This is a genomic window from Haliscomenobacter sp., from assembly GCF_040403615.1.
Classification (GTDB): Bacteria; Bacteroidota; Bacteroidia; order Chitinophagales; family Saprospiraceae; genus Haliscomenobacter.
The window spans coordinates 19063-36352 of record NZ_JBBAKG010000003.1 but is presented as its reverse complement, the minus strand read 5'-3'; the positions used below and the strand labels follow the sequence as shown (position 1 = coordinate 36352).

The window sequence follows — 17290 nt, the reverse complement described above, 5'->3', positions numbered from 1 at the left end:
CCATGTCAAATACACAACAAAATCAAAAAGTTGAGTCTATAAAAGAGCAAAAGCCCGGCAAACCCAACGAAACCGGCACAGTCAACGTGCAAGGATACTTCAGAGTGTTTGATCCAACAACGCAAAAGACTTATGTGGAGGGCCGAGCATGATTGAGCCTGGACTAGCAAAAATTACTGGGCATGTGAAGATCTATGACCCCACAAGCGGCGAAATATTCTACAATGATCACAACGCTATTCACTACGAAAACATTTCAGTAGCAATGGCACAGAGCCTAGCAGATCGCAACCTGGGCTATATCTATCAAATGGCCTTTGGCAACGGCGGCAGTTCAGTAGACCCCACAGGTGTTATTACATATTTGCCCCCAAATACCACAGGACAGAATGCTGACTTGTATAACCAAACATATCAAAAGGTGGTTGATGATAATTCAGCCGCTGATACAGACCCCGAAAACAACAAAATGACCGTGCTACACACAGTAGGAAATCTTTACACTGATATTCTAGTGACCTGTTTGTTGGACTACGGTGAGCCCCCGCAACAGCAAGCATTTGATAACTCAACCAACTACAATGGTGAGTATGTGTTTGATGAACTAGGGCTTAAAACTTGGAACGGCGCTACTGACAATCTGCGCCTGATTACTCACGTGATTTTCCACCCAGTACAAAAAAGCTTGAATCGACAAATTCAGATTGATTACACGCTTCGAATACAGACATTGAGCAACATCAACGCTGTATAAATATAAAAAAGGTAACCGAAATGGCATATACAATTAATCTTACTGACGGAACAATTTTTGCTACTGTAGCAGATGGAACCATCAATACCTCCAGTAGTGTGACTTTGGTGGGTAAAAATTATGCTGGCTACGGTGAATTTTTGGATGAAAACATTATCCAAATGTTGGAAAACTTTTCAAATCCCACAGCACCAACAAGCCCACTTACTGGGCAACTTTGGTGGGATAAAACCAATAGTTTACTCAAAGTTTACAACGGTACAACGTTTAAAACAATTTCAGCCGCTACTGCCAGCGGCACAGCGCCGGCCTCAAATGTAACTGGCGATCTTTGGTATGATACTACCAACCAACAACTCAAAGTCTGGACTGGATCTGCATTTTTAGTAGTTGGCCCAGCCTATTCAAGCGTTGCTGGTACAGCAGGTGCTATTCCTGAAACAATCAATGATAACACAGCAACTCCACACTATGTGACCACGATATATGTCAACAATGTGCGAGTGGCAATTTATAATGATGGCGCTACTTTTACTGCGGCAGCCCCTGTGAGTACCTTGTTCCCCACAGTGTTTAAGGGCGTGACCATGACCAACTCGTCGGGCACCAACATGAGTGGTAACTTGATTGGCGCTGGCAATGTAACTATCAGTGCCGGCGGCACAGTAACAGGTACATTCACTGGAAGTGGTGCTAACATTGCCGGATATGGTAACGTGACTGGTAATATCACTGGTGGAAACATTTTGACCGCTGGCGTGGTATCAGCAACTGGTAACGTAACAGGCGCTAACTTTATTGGTAACGTGATTCCACCAGCAGGCGGCGCAGTTAGTACAACTGGCAATATCACTGGCGGCAACATCTTAACAAGCGGATTGATTTCGGCCACATCCACCATCACTTCAGCAGCCAACATCACAGGTGGTAATATTTTAACCGCTGGTGTAGTATCAGCAACTGGCAACGTGAGTGGTGCAAACTTTATTGGTAATGTTATTAGCCCTGCAGGTAGTAATGTCAGCACAACCGGTAACGTAACTGGTGGTAATATACTAACTGGCGGATTGATTTCGGCTGCTGGTAACATCACTAGCAACAGTTTTGTTTTGGGCAACGCATTTTACATGACCGGTATCAATGCCGCAGTCAGTGTATCACAAATTCAAAACGGCACATCAAACGTAAAAATTGGTACACTGGATGGCAACGTAACCATTGGCGTTGGTGGAACTGGCAATGTGATTGTGATTGATTCCGGTACATTATATACTGCTGGTCTCAGTGCAGTCAGTCTTGCACACAGTGGTACAAATGCTGTGGGCAATATTGGATCAACGGCTCAGTATTTTAATCAAACATTCACTGACAGAGTCAATGCCACAACCCTTTCCGCAAGTGGCAACGTCACTGGCGGTAATGTGCTTACAGGTGGATTGATATCAGCCGCTGGTGCCATCACAGGTGGTGCTATTACCGGTTCAAGTTTGACTGTGTCAACTGGCAACATCAGCGGTGGCAACATCAACAATAACAACTCAAATGGAGTTGGTAATATTGGTAGTGCAACTACATATTTTAACAGATTATTTGCCACAGCAACCACAGCACTTTACGCTGACGTTGCAGAACGTTTTGCCGCAGATGAAGTGTTAGAAGCAGGCACAGTGGTTGAACTGGGCGGGGTGGCAGAGATCACTAGATCTCGAACAGAATTAAGCGAAAATGTGTTTGGCGTGATAAGTACTAGAGCGGCATACTTGATGAACGGTGGTGCCGGCGAAGACGACACACATCCTCCAGTTGCAATGACCGGACGTGTCCCGGTCAAAGTTGTTGGCATTGTACGCAAAGGTGACAGATTAGTTTCAGCGGGAGCAGGTATTGCTAGAGCGGCCCAGCCAGGAGAAGCCACTTCATTCAATGTAATTGGACGAAGCCTGGTTGACAAGACCACCCCAGAATCAGGTACAATTGAAGCAATTGTAACGATAAAAAATTAATTAGGAAAAAATATGACATATTCAAGCGGCGGATTAATACAAGCAACAGACTACAATACCTTTGTAGGTAATACCACAGCAGGTCTAAACCGAGTGTGGAGCACAGGCTCAGGTGATGCAGGATGGGGACAGCCCACCATTGCCACAGCATCTACTGGTGGAACTGTGACAGCAACACAATGGGCCACATTGGTCAACAGTTTGAGTTCTTCTGGCACCCAAACTGGTACAACTCTTACATCAAGATCAGCACCCACAGCAGGTACCACAATTAGTATCTTGGCCAACGTGACCACAGATATTACCAGTGTCACTACCAACCGTGGCAACGCCGCGGCATCAGGAACAGAATACGGCGTATTCACGGGCACGACGTCAAAGACAACTGGTACTGGTTCTGGACAGACAGCATGGACCATTACATTTACACACACTATTACATTCCCGTCGGCCGACCAAGCACGTTATTTCTGGAACGCAGGTGGCATCGTGCGCATCAAATATGGCAAATCTAGCACAGGTACTGACGCTGATCCTGACTGGAATCAGTTGGCCGGACAGTGCGGTTCTATAAATCTCACAGGCCGGGTGAACGGAGCCACCCAAACCATTGCGGCGCAGGCCTATACTGGAACCACTCGACTCAGCGGCACAGGCGGCACTCAAACCACACTGGCTACCACAACAGGCTGGTACAATCTTACTACTTCACCTGCAACCATATTCCAACTCAATGACGCAGTCTCGCCTTACTCAACAAATTTTATCCGCACTCAAGCCACAGCCACAAGTTCCACAGTGCTGACCTTGGTCACTGTTTGGAGTGATGACGGCACATCAGGCGCAGGTACCACTGCCAACATTTCCGGGGGTACTGGTGTGGCCAGTCCTGCTACCGCAATTGGCGTAGCCACAGCACCAACTACATTGGTCACATATATTCCACCAAGTACAGCATCATTAACCAACACCTGGGGCACACCTTCTATTGCAGCCAGTGTAGCATAATCGGCTAAATCCCCGCACAAGAGGTAGACTTCTACCTCTTTTTCTTGTATAATAAATCTATGGAAACTGAAAAACTTGTGGCCCACGCACGGGCTAGATTTGATCATGCGGCTGCCAAACGCACCCTAAAAGAAAAATACGAAGCAAAATTATTGTTTGCTCATGCTGAAGGTATGTGGCGTGCCGGTCCCGAATTACAATGTGTGTTATTGGCCTGTGCCCAAGACAAGGACGTTGTGTTGCTGGATCTATACGAAACTCCTGTACGAATAAACGTTCCAGAACTGTTTGCTTTATCACATGCTCGCTGGCAAGAGCAAATGAATGCCTGGCGTGTAGAACAAGAAAATCTCAACAAGAACCGATGACCACAGGCGCACTGATATTTGCTTTTGACAATGAACAAACCAACTACGTTGCTATGGCTGAGTGGAGTGCTAGAAACATTCGTAGGTGGCTCAACATTCCCACTGCTGTTGTTACAGACGTCAACCCTAGAGACCAGCGACTCAGAGGATTTGATCAAGTTATTTCGGCAACTGCATCTGCAGGGGGAATACGTTGGTTTGAGGATTATCAAGCGACTGTTACGTGGCACAACGCAGGTAGAACTGACGCCTATACTCTTTCCCCTTGGGATCAAACCCTAGTACTGGATGCTGACTATGTGGTGGCCAGTGATCAATTAAAGACTCTGCTTGACAGCAATCAGGAGTTTTTGGCACATGCTGGTGCGTATGATATTACTGGGGTTGGTGATTTCGCAGGCCTAAATCACTACGGTGAATATAACATGCCCATGTCATGGGCTACAGTGATGATGTTTCAGAAGAGTACTCATGCTCGATTGATATTTGAGTGTATGCAAATGATTCGTGCCAACTGGCGACACTACAAAGATTTGTATCAGATTGTGAGTTCTACCTATCGCAATGATCATGCACTGAGCATAGCATTAAATATTGTAAACGGGCAAACACTAGAATATCCGAGCATACCCTGGAACTTGGCAAGCGTGACTCCGGAACACACCGTAACCAGAACCAGCAAAGATTGCTACAGAATAGATTATCAGGATCAAAACAAACGACCTCGCTGGACCACAATAAGAAATCAAGACTTTCATGCCATGGGCAAACAACATTTGGAGAAAATAATTGAAACCTGTTGAGGAACAAGGCTATCTAATAGTAGCAACTAATACTGCCAACACAGACTATGTAAATTGCAGTGAAACCTTGGCCAAGACCATCAAGTACTGGCACCCTAATGCCAGAATCTGCCTGCTGACCAATCACGCCTGTGAGCCGGACCATCTGTTTGATCATGTGCGTGAGTTTCCGTTTGCCATTGATACTGCAAATCCCTATGCCAATGACTGGCAAGTATTCGACGCTACACCATTCCGTGAAACAATCAAACTAGAAGCAGACATGTTGATCACCAGCCCGATTGATAATTGGTGGAACCTTTTGCGTCATCGCGACATAGTAGTATCAACCGGCTGTAGAGATTGGAAAGATCAACGAGCCAAGTCTAGACACTATCGTCAGGTGTTTGATGCCAACAACTTGCCGGATGTGTACAATGCCATAACTTACTGGCGACTGAGTGCGACTGCAAAGGAGTTCTTTGTGACAGTACGCAACATATTTGAAAACTGGCCGCAGTATCGTGCCATGCTCAAGTTTCCCGAAGCGGAACCATCAACGGATGTGGTGTATGCTATTGCGGCCACTATTATGGGACCTGAAACATGCACCATGCCCTTTGCCAGTTATCCCACTATCATACACATGAAGCGTCACATTATTTCAGCCAAGCGAGATCCTTGGGTGGACGAATTAATTTGCGAATATCGCGATTATGAACTGCGAGTAAACACCGTCGTGCAACGTGGTGCATTTCATTACAACGTTAAGAATTGGCATCATGAACGCTGAAGAATTCTGGGCAATCTTGCATGCCATGCCAGAGCCCCCGGCGGTGTTTTTCCGCTTGTACTATAATGAGGCAGGCGAACCAATAAACTACAGCATGGAAGATTTGCCTGGTACATACATTGACGTTGATGCTGAAACTTATGCTCGAGCACCCATGAATGTTCGAGTGCAAGCAGGTCATGTGATTGAATTAAAATCTGCTGTGCGCAGACTCACACCTACAGATACAGGAACACCTTGTCACCCTGACAACGTGGCCATAGTAGTTGACAAAACTGAACCACACCAACACTGGAGTATGAGAACATATGAATCCTATTGACATTGCAGACCTAGACTGCATTTACCTATCATATGATGAACCACAACAAGAAGAATTTTGGATCAAGATTAAGAACATGGTGCCTTGGGCCCGACGGGTCAGCAATATACGTGGAAGCGATGCGGCACATAAGGCCGCGGCCATGGCTTCTGACACCGAAAGATTTATCCTTGTGGATGGAGACAATATCCCCAACTCAGCATTTTTTAACCAAACGTTGCATTTTCCTACACCTGAATACGAAAAGGCTGTGTTCCGCTGGCGAGCACGTAACCATGTCAACGGACTCATGTACGGCAATGGTGGCCTGAGTTCATGGACACGCGAGTACGTGATGAATATGAAAACACACGAGAACACAGATGGCAGAGACGAAACTGTGGTAGAGTTTTGTTTTGATCCGCTATACTGGGCCATGCATGACTGTTACTCCACAACTTATCCCAACCAAAGCCCATTCCATGCCTGGCGTGCCGGCTTTCGTGAAGGTGTAAAGATGTGCTTGAATCAAGGTGCCAAGCCCACTATACAAGACTTCAAAAAACGTGTGCATCAACGCAACTTGGACAACTTGACCATATGGCACAACGTGGGTGCAGATGCGGAAAACGGCATGTGGTGCATTGCAGGAAGCCGAATGGGCACATACATGACCATGCTGACCAATGTGGATTACATAATGGTACAAGATTTTGAACGACTACGTGAACTATGGGACACAGTAAAGGATAGTGATCCACGCTTGCTGGCCAATAGAGTGGCAGAAGAACTAGGTACCACACTGGACTTGCCCTTGGCCATGCTGGAAGCAGAACAAAGTGAATTCTTCAAACATCACTACAGATCAAACTTTGTGAACCGTGGCATCATGACAAGAGAAATAGATGTTATACGTCAGCAGGAAGGTTGGTAATGATTGGACTAATTGGTGCAACAGGTCTAGTAGGGGGCGAACTAAAAAAACATTTGCAATTTGGGTTAAAGTATACATCTAAAACCATTGATCGTTTGCCTGATGCAAAGTTTGATACGCTATACATTGCGGCACCGTCGGGCAATAGAATGGCAGCTGCCGCAAATCCTGATCATGATGCCAAGTCTGTTGACACCATCATCAAATACCTTAAAGAAACTCAAGTTCAACGTGTGGTATTGATCAGTACTGTAGACACGCAGTATGCATACAACACGTCGTACGGGGCAAATAGGTTGCGATTAGAACAAGCAGTAAAATTTTTTCCCAAGGCACATATTGTACGTTTGTGTACACTGATTGATAATAACATAAGCAAAAATATTCTTTGGGATCTGAAAAATCGACTGTACTTGGATACAATTAAAGGCAACACACAACGACAATATTATCCATTGAATCGCTTGTGTGCCGATATTCAAAATGTCATAGCACAAGATATTCAAGAAATCAATCTTGTATCTGAACCAATACTAGACAAAGATATTGTGGCACAATTTTATCCTGAACTGTCAGTTCAGGATGATATCAATGCTGCCAACTATAACATAACAAATAAAAAACAATATACCATCACTCGAGAACACGCTCTGGAAGCCATTGCTGTATATTTAAATGATTAGTTTTGCCACAAGCGACAGCACAATTTGGAATCGCGATCAATTTATTATTGATGTTGTTACCGAAATGATCAATGGTTCTCCAACAATTTTGCTAGATACCAACGGCGAAGGACCTTGTGCCACCAGTCTAGGACTATACACACTATTGGACAATTTATGTTTGAGATTTGGATACAACAAACAATCCATAACTTTGCAAACATGTAACCTAGCAGAACATCATTCAGAATACAATGTATCATTGGTGCCCCAAGTAATGTATATAAATTCTGCTCGTAGATACCTTACCCCTGATACCAAAAAGAATTGGAACACAATCAAACACTTTGGACATTTTATCGGGCACGGAAACCTACATAGATTATCCACGGCAAGTACTTTGCACAAAAAACATGCAGATAAAACTGTGCAAACATATCATTGCAACCCAACAGATCCATACCACAGATCGTTTATAGGATTAGAGGAGATGATGTTCAACGGCACCACATCAGAGGAGATAGATGCCGCAATTGAGTTAATCAAGCAGTCACCAATAACTCAAGACAGCATCAATGAATATCCTATCTTGAATCCTGTTACACTAAACATAACCAAACTCTACCCAACTTTTTTTGTGGAAGTAGTAAACTTGACCTATTGGTCAGGTGACACATTTTATCTGGATGAAAAGATATGGCGACCCATTTTGATGCGTACTCCGTTTATTGTGCAAGGACCACAACACTTTATACCTCGATTGAGGAAGTTGGGATTTCGCACATTTTTCGACTACTGGGACGAAGGATATTCCCAAGACCCCGCATCATGTCACACACCTGCGATACATACAATATTACAAGACTTGGCGTCAAAAACCACAGTTGAACTACAAAACATGTATGCAAGCATGACAGATTCTCTAGAACACAACTACAATCTGTTTAGAACCATCACCAAATCTCAGTTGTACGCAGTATGTCAAAGTTAAAAATACCCTATGTAGAGTTTTATATAATAAACACCTGCAATCTAGCATGCTCAGGTTGCAACCGTTTCAACAACTACAACTTCACAGGTTATCAACGCTGGAACGACTATGCCGATGTATATCGACAATGGGCTGAACAAGTTGATATTGGCAGTATTGGTATCTTGGGTGGCGAGCCACTGCTCAACCCCACGTTCATAGACTGGGTGCAGGGTGTTAATCAGTTATGGCCCAATAAAAAAATAAGAATTATCACCAATGGCTTTAGACTGGATCGACAGGACAACTTGTATTCAATACTGCAAAAACATCGCAACATTGAACTCTGGGTAGGCATACACAACAAACAACACAAGCAGGAAATTGTACAACGGGTGCAGGACTTTACTCAGGCCCCGCACACTGTGAGTTTTAACTCTGACAATCCTTATCAGCAGTACATGACAGTAACTGATGCCAATGGTGTATGCATCAAAATAGAATACAATTGGTGGTTTCACCAAGGCGCTATTGTTAAAATGGATGAGGCACTGACATTGCATCAAAGTGACGTTGTTAAAGCACATGACATTTGTCATATGAAAACATGTCATCATTTCATACGCGGCGAGTTGTACAAGTGCGGGGTTGTGGCAGTATTACCCGAATTTGACCAACAACACCATCTGGCATTGAGTGCGGAAGACCTCGATCTCATGCACAGATATCGTGCGTTGAAAATCACCGACAGTGACTCATTCAAACAGCAGTTTCTGCACAATCTTGATCAGCCTATTGATCAATGTCGTTTTTGTCCTGAGCAGTACCACGGCGACCAGATTTTTGCAATGCAAAAACGGGATTTAAAATAATGTACATCTTTGCTGGAGACAGTTGGGCACTGAAAGGATTTACCAATGACAATTATGACAAAGGTAATCGTTACCCACTGCCGGGTGATGAAAGACTGGCCGACCATTGGCCGGGCCTCTATCAGCACTGCTTGACACCGGGACAAGGCAATTTGGCCTGCTTGGATCGACTGATTTCCATGCGTGTGCCCGCCACAGTGCCAGTGATATGGGTCTGGACAGAACCTGGACGTGATTATGGTAGAATAAGAAATGCCTCCCCACATGAATGGATTGAAAAAGAAGATATGTTCGATATACGCACAGCATTGAATCATGACATAATGAGTGAGATACATTGTCGCGTGGATAATCCCATTGCCTTTATTGGCGGGCTCAGCGATGTTGATCCATTACTAGCACAAGCATTTGGATTTGATGTGTTGTGTGAAAGTTGGCAACGCTGGATTGCTGAAAGATTAAATAGTCAGTGGTTTAAGTTTGGGTGGGGAGCCAGTGACGTGGGGTGGCGCATGCACAGCAATGGCATTACCCCCAGTCGAGCCGCAACGTTTGCCTGGGATGAACAAATCAAAGAGTGGTGCTGGTGGGAGGAAAATGGATATTTTTGTCATGAACACCCAACGCCGCGTGCCAACAAAGAATTTGCAGAATATCTTCAACCAACAATAGAGAAGTGGATAAATGAACAAAAGCAATGAAGTCGCAACTGACGTTAAATCAAAATTTCTAGGCGATGCAGAGTTTATGAAAGACAAACTGGGTCCTGCATTATGCCTGGCCAAATGGAAACAGGTCAGCCTGCACTTGCCCACAGGACTCAATAACTCGTGCTATCATCCGCCCTTGCATGCAATTAACCCTGTGGAAATCAAGTTTGATCCAAGTGCATTGCATAACACCGCACATAAAAAAGCACAACGTCAATTGATGTTGACAGGTGAACGTCCTGCAGAATGTTCATACTGTTGGAACATGGAAGATCAGGGCAAACTCAGCGACAGGCACTATCGTTCTGGGGAACCCTGGGCCGCAGTGGACTTTGAACAAATAAAAAATAGCACAGGAGCCGAAGATGATATTATCCCTAGTTATGTTGAAGTTAATTTTAATAACGCTTGCAATCTCAAGTGTAGTTATTGTAGTCCTCAATTTAGTAGCAGTTGGCACGATGAAGCACAGAGAATGGGGCCTTATGCTACCATTACTCCGCACAACAGCCTGGATCATTTCGCCGGGAATAGGCGCATTATTCCTGCCCGAGAGCATAACCCTTATGTAGAAGCATTTTGGGCATGGTGGCCCCGACTATATCCCACACTAGAACACTTCAGAATGACCGGCGGTGAGCCACTAATGGACAAGAACACATATCGTGTGTTTAATCATGTGATTGAGAATCCGTCAAAGAAACTGCATCTAAACGTCACATCAAACTTTTCAGTAAAGCAGAGTCTTTTTGATCGATACTTGACTGCGGTCCAAACCATTTGTGATGGCCGTATAGAACATTTCATGCAGTATGTGAGTTTAGATGGCTGGGGTGCTCAAGCAGAATACATGCGACACGGTATGAACTTTGATCTAGTGTGGTCACGTGTGGATCAATACCTAACTGACATTCCCTCCTACAACAGTCTAACGTTTATTATAACAATGAACAACTTGAGCGTTAGTAGTTTACAACAACTGCTAGAAGGCATACTAGAACTACGCCGCAAGCATAGCACCACGTATCAACGTGTGTGGTTTGATACACCTGTTCTGAGACAGCCCGCATGGCAAAGCCTGCAGACTCTGCCAGAATCTTATGCTCAACGACTAGAAAGCGTTCGGGACTGGATGAGCCAGCACTTGACCACAGATACCAATCCCTATCACGGATTCAAAGATTATGAAGTGGCACGACTAGACAGAGACATTGCCTGGATGCGCAGTGCCCAGACTCAAGATCATTCTGTTGCTCGCGCTGATTTTTATAGATTCTTTTCAGAACACGACCGGCGTAGAGACACTGACTTCTTACGGACATTTCCTGAAATGCGTGCCTGGTGGGCTGAATGTGAGTCGCATGCCAGAAACGCATAAATTGGTAATGGATGAGTTTTGTGAAGTTAAAGAACTTTTGCGAGGCTCTGGATTGATAACTGATTGGTTTTGGGATCTGGACCAGCATGAAATTGTGCCAGGTGCGGTGTATGTGTTTAGTCGGCAACAGTTCAACAAACACGCTGAGAAAATCAAAGAACTTGCGCAAGCAGGTGACATTTTTCCCATGCTGGGTAATCCAGCCGAAGGATCGGAAACCATGCTCAAACAGTCAGAAGCACTGGGTATCCTAGATCTGGTTCGGCAAGAAAAAATAGCAATAATTGCCGGCGGTGAGATGCAACCAGACATTCCTGTGTTGTTTTATGAAAACTTCTTGCCCAAGATCCTAAACTACACAGAAAATGTCACAGCCATTCAACAGTATAAAAATACCTGGACAGATACCAGGCCTTATAAGTTTTTGTTTTTGAATGGCCGCGCACGCTCACATCGACGAGCATTAATCAGCAGACTAGAACACTTGCTTGAGCAAAGCATCTGGTCCAATCTAGATGTCACGCATGGCAATGAATTAAAACTACTGGCCCCCGAATACGAATTTGATTTCTATCAAAAGAATGTTGCACTTGAGCATTCAGGATTTGCCAAGCACACCTTGTTCAACAATGACTGGGGAGAAATTTATCTCAATTCTCGTCCCTATTCAGACACATATTTTAGCCTGGTCACTGAAACTGTATTTGATTATCCTTATAGTTTCAGGACAGAAAAGATCTGGAAGCCCATTGCCATTGCACACCCGTGGATAGCAGTGGCCAATCGGGGCTTTTATCGAGACATGCACAATCTGGGATTCCAAACATTTGGTCATTTGCTAGATGAAACATTTGATCAAATTGACAACTCTGCCGACAGATTAGAAAGAATTGCAATGGTTGTTGAAGATTTATGCACACAAGACCTTGCACAATTTGCCAATGAGTGTTATAATGTATGTAAATATAACCAACAACATCTCACTGAGTTAAGTCTGCGAATTCCCCGAGACTTTCCAGGTCAATTTCAAAATTACATCAATGAACGATTCGGAATTTAAACACACAGTATTAGACCGGCTATCTGCAAGTTTTTGTGCGGCAAAATGGTACAACGCTACCATTTGGTTAGGAAGTGGGCAGACCACCAGTTGCCATCACCCGCCTGCCCATTTGGTGGACCGTGATCGAGTCACAACCAACCCTAGGCTCCTGCACAATACTGATCAAAAGAAAGATGACAGACGCAAAATGCTGTCAGGCGAACGTCCCTCAGGTTGCGAATACTGCTGGAAGATCGAAGACATGGGTTCGGACGCTATATCAGACCGTGTGTACAAATCAAAGATATATCCTATAAAGGCCTTGAATGAAGCATTTGATACTGCACCCGATGTCGACGTCAATCTCCGTACTCTGGAAATTGCTTTTGATCGTACTTGTCAATTTGCTTGTTCTTACTGCAACCCTGCTTTTAGCACAACTTGGGCTAATGATATCAAACGTAACGGACCCTATCAAGATCTTGTTAGTGACGGGCGCAATCACTTTACTCACACCCATGATAGTGCTCAGTTGTTTAAGATCACGGAATCTAATCCCTACATTGATGCATTTTTTGCATGGTGGGAATCAGATCTACATCATACCCTCCAGGAACTTAGAATCACAGGAGGAGAGCCCCTCATGTCCCACCATACTTGGCGCCTGGTTGACTGGTTTCGAGACAACCGGGGACGTAGTAGCACACGTTTGGCTATCAACAGTAACCTGGGAACCGACATTGACATTGACCGATTGCTTGCCAGCACAGAGGGAATGGCAATCGACTTATACACAAGCAACGAGGCAATCTCAACTCAAGCAGAATATATACGTGACGGACTTGTGTGGGACGACTGGGCCAACAATGTTGAAAGACTATTAGACTCGGGTCAGTTCCGAGGCATACATGTCATGGCAACAATCAACGCATTATGTTTAAGTACACTGGATCAATTGCTGGAATGCATAATGAATTGGAAATTGGAATATGGAAAGGATGCCATTAGTTTCACATTAAATATCCTACGCTTTCCTAGTTTTCAATCACCCTTGGTCCTGCCCGATAACATCCGTACAGTATACAAGCAACGCTTGATCACATGGCTAGAGCACTGGGTGGACAGCGACGTCATTCACGAGCATGAAGTAAATCACACACAGCGGCTAATAGACTATTTGGATGTGGTAAAAACTCCGCACTCAGAAGCATTTGATTGTGACAAACTATTAAATGATTTCCGGCAGTTTTATTCACAGTACGATCAGCGTCGTGACAAAGACTTTGGGTCCACATTTCCCGAATTAAAAGAATGGTACAACTCATTATGAAACTATTGAGCATGTTATTTGGATTGATCTTGTGTGCCACAGCATCAGCTGACACAGTGCGCATTTTTTCTCCTTACTCGCCCAGTCATTCGGCCACACCGGCCATGTTTCGAATCATTGATCAAGCCAATCGGGCTCAAAACACATACTTGTTTGTGTTGGAGTTCCGTCCCGGTGGCAATCAAACAATTGCATTGCAAGCACTTGACTCTACAAGCCTGGCCATTGTTGCCCCGGCATTTGTGGAAAACGTGTCTGAAGGGCGCATAACCGAATCAGACTACGTGCCGTTGCATGCCTTGGGTGATGCTTGCTGGACTGTGATCATTAATGGTGCCATAACTGATCACAAAGAGATTACTGTGGGCGGAGTAGGATTTGGCAATGCTACACATTTAACAGCACTTGCACTGGGGGAAAAATACAAGTTTACCACCAAGTACATTGTGTTTAAAAGCAATAACGACGCCTTGATCAACATGGCTGGAAACAATGGCATATTCATGGTGGTTGATCGTTACGAATCGTTTACAGCCATGAAATCTCGCAATGCCAATTTACAGGCATTTGCCGCGTCGTGCCCCACAAGACTGCCACAGGCTCCGGACATGAAAACTCTACGCGAGATAGGAATTGACGCTACATATGTGTTTAACATCACGGTGGCACATAGATCCATGGATCCTGCTCGTAGACGTGCCGTTGCTGCCATACTCAATGACGCACAGAAAAGTCTAGGCGCTGACGAAATTTTTAAACTATCGGGCATGCGAATCCCTGAATCCTCTGCTGAGGAATTTTATTCCACATCTATTCGACAAGTTCGTCGCTTACAGGAAAAATATAGAAATGATATCAATCAATCAAAATGACCCAATACAAGTATAATTCAACAGACCTGGTTCGGCCAACAGAACTCACAGAACGTGAGCGATTCTTGTTGGAAGATTCTCAAACGTTCTGTATCTACCCCTGGATTCATTTGCATGCTTACCCCACTGGTGAAGCATATCCTTGCTGTCATGCCGAAATGAAACCGGGTGTGGTAGGCAACTGTAGAACCCACACTCTTGAAGAAATATGGCGGGGTGAGCCAATGAAGCAACTACGTGATAGCATGTTGACGGAAACGCCACACGCGGCCTGCACACGCTGTTATGAACAGGAAGAGTCTGGATTCTTTTCGGGACGCAAATCAGCAAACAAACATCACGGGCATCATGTAAAGAAACTAGATTCTAATCCATTTGAAATGACTTACTGGGATATTCGCTTCAGTAACTTGTGTAACTTAAAGTGTAGATCATGTGGGCATATCTTTTCAAGCCAGTGGTATCAAGATCAGGCAAAACTTGCAGGACCTGAATGGAAAGATCGCAATACTGTGCTAAACTATGCAGGACGCACAGAAACAGACATGTGGACACAATTAGAGCCTCATTTAGACTATGTAGAACAAATCTACTTTGCAGGTGGCGAACCATTATTGATGGAAGAGCACTATAATATATTAGAAGAATTAGTGAAAAGAAAACGTTTTGATGTAAGACTGATATACAATACAAACTTCACACGTACAGACTTAAAAGGCCGGTCAGTATTTGAATACTGGCGGCAGTTTGAAAGCGTAGCCGTAGGTGCCAGTTTAGATGGCATGGGACTGCCTGCTGAATATATTAGAAAAGGCACTCGATGGTTGGACGTGGTTCAAAATCGTCACAGAATGATTGCCACATGTCCTGACGTGGACTTTTATATTAGCCCTACACTAAGCATAATGAATGCTTGGCATCTGCCGGACTTTCATCGAGAATGGGTGGCCGCAGGACTTATTCGCGCACAGGATTTAAATGTAAACATACTGCAAGATCCCGCACACTATCGTATAGATATTGCTCCCCCAGAATACAAACAACGCCTGGAAGAAAAGTATTTGAAACACCTGAGTTGGATGAGCGACCGAGATCCGCTACAGCGAGCCACGCAGGGTTTTCAATCAGCAATTGCCTTTATGAACGCAACAGACAACACACAGTTGATAGACACATTCTGGCGCCGGACACACGAATTGGATAGTATCAGAAATGAAAATATCCTGGACGTACTGCCTGAATTAAAGGCCTTAAGATGAAATTACCACAAGACAAATTTTGCGTATTGCCCTGGATCAGCCTAGAAGCCAGCCCTATAGGTACTGTGCGTCCGTGCTGTCTGGCCGATGACGAAATCTTAGATGATGCAGGCAATAAGTTTGAATTATCAACTGCCAACTTTGCTGATATACAAAACAGCGATCATATGCGTCAATTACGCCAACAGTTCTTGGACAGCGAACAACCGCAAACATGTCGCAAGTGCTGGTCAGAAGAACGTGCAGGGCGCACTAGCAAACGCATGCACACTCTAGATAGACTCAAGCACATGGGCATAAGTGACACTTGGACTGCAGATGCCAAGCCCTTGATGTTCCTGGATCTCAAACTGGGCAACATCTGCAACTTAAAATGTCGTATATGCGGATCCTGGTCATCAAGTCAATTTGCCACAGAAGAACTCAATCAATTGCCCCGGGACGAACAGAAAAAGTCACACGCTTACACAATGCTACGTGCTGGCGCTTGGCCCAGGGACAATCCTCAATTCTGGGATCAAATTGACTCAGTGGTCGATGACATACGCTATATAGAATTCACAGGCGGTGAGCCCTTTATGATTGCGGAACACTTTGTGATGTTACAGGGCATTGTGGATCGCGGCATTGCTGGGCAGGTGGAAATCCATTACAACACAAATGGCACACAGTATCCAGAGGCAGCAGAGTCAATCTGGCAGCATTTCAAAACAGTAGAAATAGCCTTTTCAATAGACGATACAGGTGAACGCTTTGAATATCAACGCTCGAATGCTGTATGGGCAGATGTATGTGCGAATCTAGACCGTTTCCGTGACTTAAAAGAAATCTACTCCAATATCCAACTGCAAGTATGCACCACAGTCAATGTGTTTAATGTGCGTTATCTTGGTGACGTTGCGGCCTGGTTAGAAAAGAATCGAGACAGTTTCGACTTTGTGTACTGGAACATGATGCACGATGCCTGGTACTTCTCAATTGCTTGTTTGCCCGACACGGCTAAAAAGGCCATTTCTGAATACTTAAATTCAGTAGAAACTATTTACAGGGACGAATTTGATCGCATACGAGACTTTATGAATTCTGGTGCGTCGACTGATGGATTTATGACACGAATGAAGATTGCAGACCTGGATCGCAAGCGAGACCAAGACCTGAGTGCAGTAGCGCCTGAACTGGCAGACTTGTTGCAGTACGAAAAACATGAGTTATGACCAATAAAATAACATTGGTATTTGAACAACGCTTGACC

General features: G+C 44.5%; 19 protein-coding genes. All 19 read left to right on the top strand.

What is annotated here, in order from left to right:
- Positions 1–2 precede the first annotated feature (2 nt).
- The 19 genes from ABW391_RS01840 (at position 3) to ABW391_RS01750 (ending at position 17252) form a co-directional block, all read left to right on the top strand.
- Positions 3–152, top strand: coding sequence for a hypothetical protein (locus ABW391_RS01840; RefSeq protein ID WP_353480110.1), 150 nt, complete (start codon positions 3–5; stop codon positions 150–152).
- 32 nt (positions 153–184) lie between these two features.
- The gene (locus tag ABW391_RS01835) at positions 185–754 is read left to right on the top strand and encodes a hypothetical protein (RefSeq protein ID WP_353480109.1); all 570 of its coding nucleotides are present in this window, start codon (positions 185–187) and stop codon (positions 752–754) included.
- Positions 755–774: 20 nt separating this feature from the next.
- Positions 775–2757 (top strand): beta strand repeat-containing protein, encoded by a 1983-nt coding sequence (locus ABW391_RS01830; RefSeq protein WP_353480108.1) that lies wholly within the window; start codon positions 775–777, stop codon positions 2755–2757.
- 12 nt (positions 2758–2769) lie between these two features.
- Entirely contained in the window at positions 2770–3765 is a 996-nt protein-coding gene (locus tag ABW391_RS01825; protein WP_353480107.1) for a hypothetical protein, read from the top strand.
- A 59-nt stretch (positions 3766–3824) separates the two neighbouring features.
- On the top strand, positions 3825–4133 hold the full coding sequence (locus ABW391_RS01820; protein ID WP_353480106.1) for a hypothetical protein: 309 nt from the start codon (positions 3825–3827) through the stop codon (positions 4131–4133).
- Positions 4130–4936 (top strand): hypothetical protein, encoded by an 807-nt coding sequence (locus ABW391_RS01815; protein WP_353480105.1) that lies wholly within the window; start codon positions 4130–4132, stop codon positions 4934–4936. Before ABW391_RS01820 ends, ABW391_RS01815 begins: the two co-directional genes overlap by 4 nt.
- Positions 4937–5003: 67 nt before the next feature.
- The gene (locus ABW391_RS01810; RefSeq protein ID WP_353480104.1) at positions 5004–5708 is read left to right on the top strand and encodes a hypothetical protein; all 705 of its coding nucleotides are present in this window, start codon (positions 5004–5006) and stop codon (positions 5706–5708) included.
- Positions 5698–6030, top strand: a complete 333-nt coding sequence (locus ABW391_RS01805; RefSeq protein WP_353480103.1) for a hypothetical protein — start codon at positions 5698–5700, stop codon at positions 6028–6030. The genes ABW391_RS01810 and ABW391_RS01805 overlap by 11 nt, the downstream gene beginning before the upstream one ends.
- A complete protein-coding gene (locus ABW391_RS01800) occupies positions 6017–6943 on the top strand; it encodes a hypothetical protein (protein WP_353480102.1) in 927 nt (308 codons plus the stop codon). Before ABW391_RS01805 ends, ABW391_RS01800 begins: the two co-directional genes overlap by 14 nt.
- The gene (locus ABW391_RS01795) at positions 6943–7626 is read left to right on the top strand and encodes an SDR family oxidoreductase (protein WP_353480101.1); all 684 of its coding nucleotides are present in this window, start codon (positions 6943–6945) and stop codon (positions 7624–7626) included. Before ABW391_RS01800 ends, ABW391_RS01795 begins: the two co-directional genes overlap by 1 nt.
- Before the next feature lie 406 nt (positions 7627–8032).
- Positions 8033–8596, top strand: coding sequence for a hypothetical protein (locus ABW391_RS01790; protein ID WP_353480100.1), 564 nt, complete (start codon positions 8033–8035; stop codon positions 8594–8596).
- Positions 8584–9447: a radical SAM protein gene (locus ABW391_RS01785; protein WP_353480099.1), complete on the top strand. Its 864-nt coding sequence runs from the start codon at positions 8584–8586 to the stop codon at positions 9445–9447. Before ABW391_RS01790 ends, ABW391_RS01785 begins: the two co-directional genes overlap by 13 nt.
- Entirely contained in the window at positions 9447–10148 is a 702-nt protein-coding gene (locus ABW391_RS01780; protein WP_353480098.1) for a hypothetical protein, read from the top strand. Before ABW391_RS01785 ends, ABW391_RS01780 begins: the two co-directional genes overlap by 1 nt.
- The gene (locus tag ABW391_RS01775) at positions 10132–11535 is read left to right on the top strand and encodes a twitch domain-containing radical SAM protein (RefSeq protein WP_353480097.1); all 1404 of its coding nucleotides are present in this window, start codon (positions 10132–10134) and stop codon (positions 11533–11535) included. Before ABW391_RS01780 ends, ABW391_RS01775 begins: the two co-directional genes overlap by 17 nt.
- Positions 11519–12595 (top strand): hypothetical protein, encoded by a 1077-nt coding sequence (locus ABW391_RS01770; protein ID WP_353480096.1) that lies wholly within the window; start codon positions 11519–11521, stop codon positions 12593–12595. The genes ABW391_RS01775 and ABW391_RS01770 overlap by 17 nt, the downstream gene beginning before the upstream one ends.
- On the top strand, positions 12576–13907 hold the full coding sequence (locus tag ABW391_RS01765) for a twitch domain-containing radical SAM protein (RefSeq protein WP_353480095.1): 1332 nt from the start codon (positions 12576–12578) through the stop codon (positions 13905–13907). Before ABW391_RS01770 ends, ABW391_RS01765 begins: the two co-directional genes overlap by 20 nt.
- Positions 13889–14779 (top strand): type 2 periplasmic-binding domain-containing protein, encoded by an 891-nt coding sequence (locus ABW391_RS01760; protein ID WP_353480094.1) that lies wholly within the window; start codon positions 13889–13891, stop codon positions 14777–14779. Before ABW391_RS01765 ends, ABW391_RS01760 begins: the two co-directional genes overlap by 19 nt.
- Positions 14776–16038: a twitch domain-containing radical SAM protein gene (locus ABW391_RS01755; protein WP_353480093.1), complete on the top strand. Its 1263-nt coding sequence runs from the start codon at positions 14776–14778 to the stop codon at positions 16036–16038. The genes ABW391_RS01760 and ABW391_RS01755 overlap by 4 nt, the downstream gene beginning before the upstream one ends.
- Positions 16035–17252, top strand: a complete 1218-nt coding sequence (locus ABW391_RS01750; protein WP_353480092.1) for a twitch domain-containing radical SAM protein — start codon at positions 16035–16037, stop codon at positions 17250–17252. The genes ABW391_RS01755 and ABW391_RS01750 overlap by 4 nt, the downstream gene beginning before the upstream one ends.
- Positions 17253–17290: the final 38 nt, after the last annotated feature.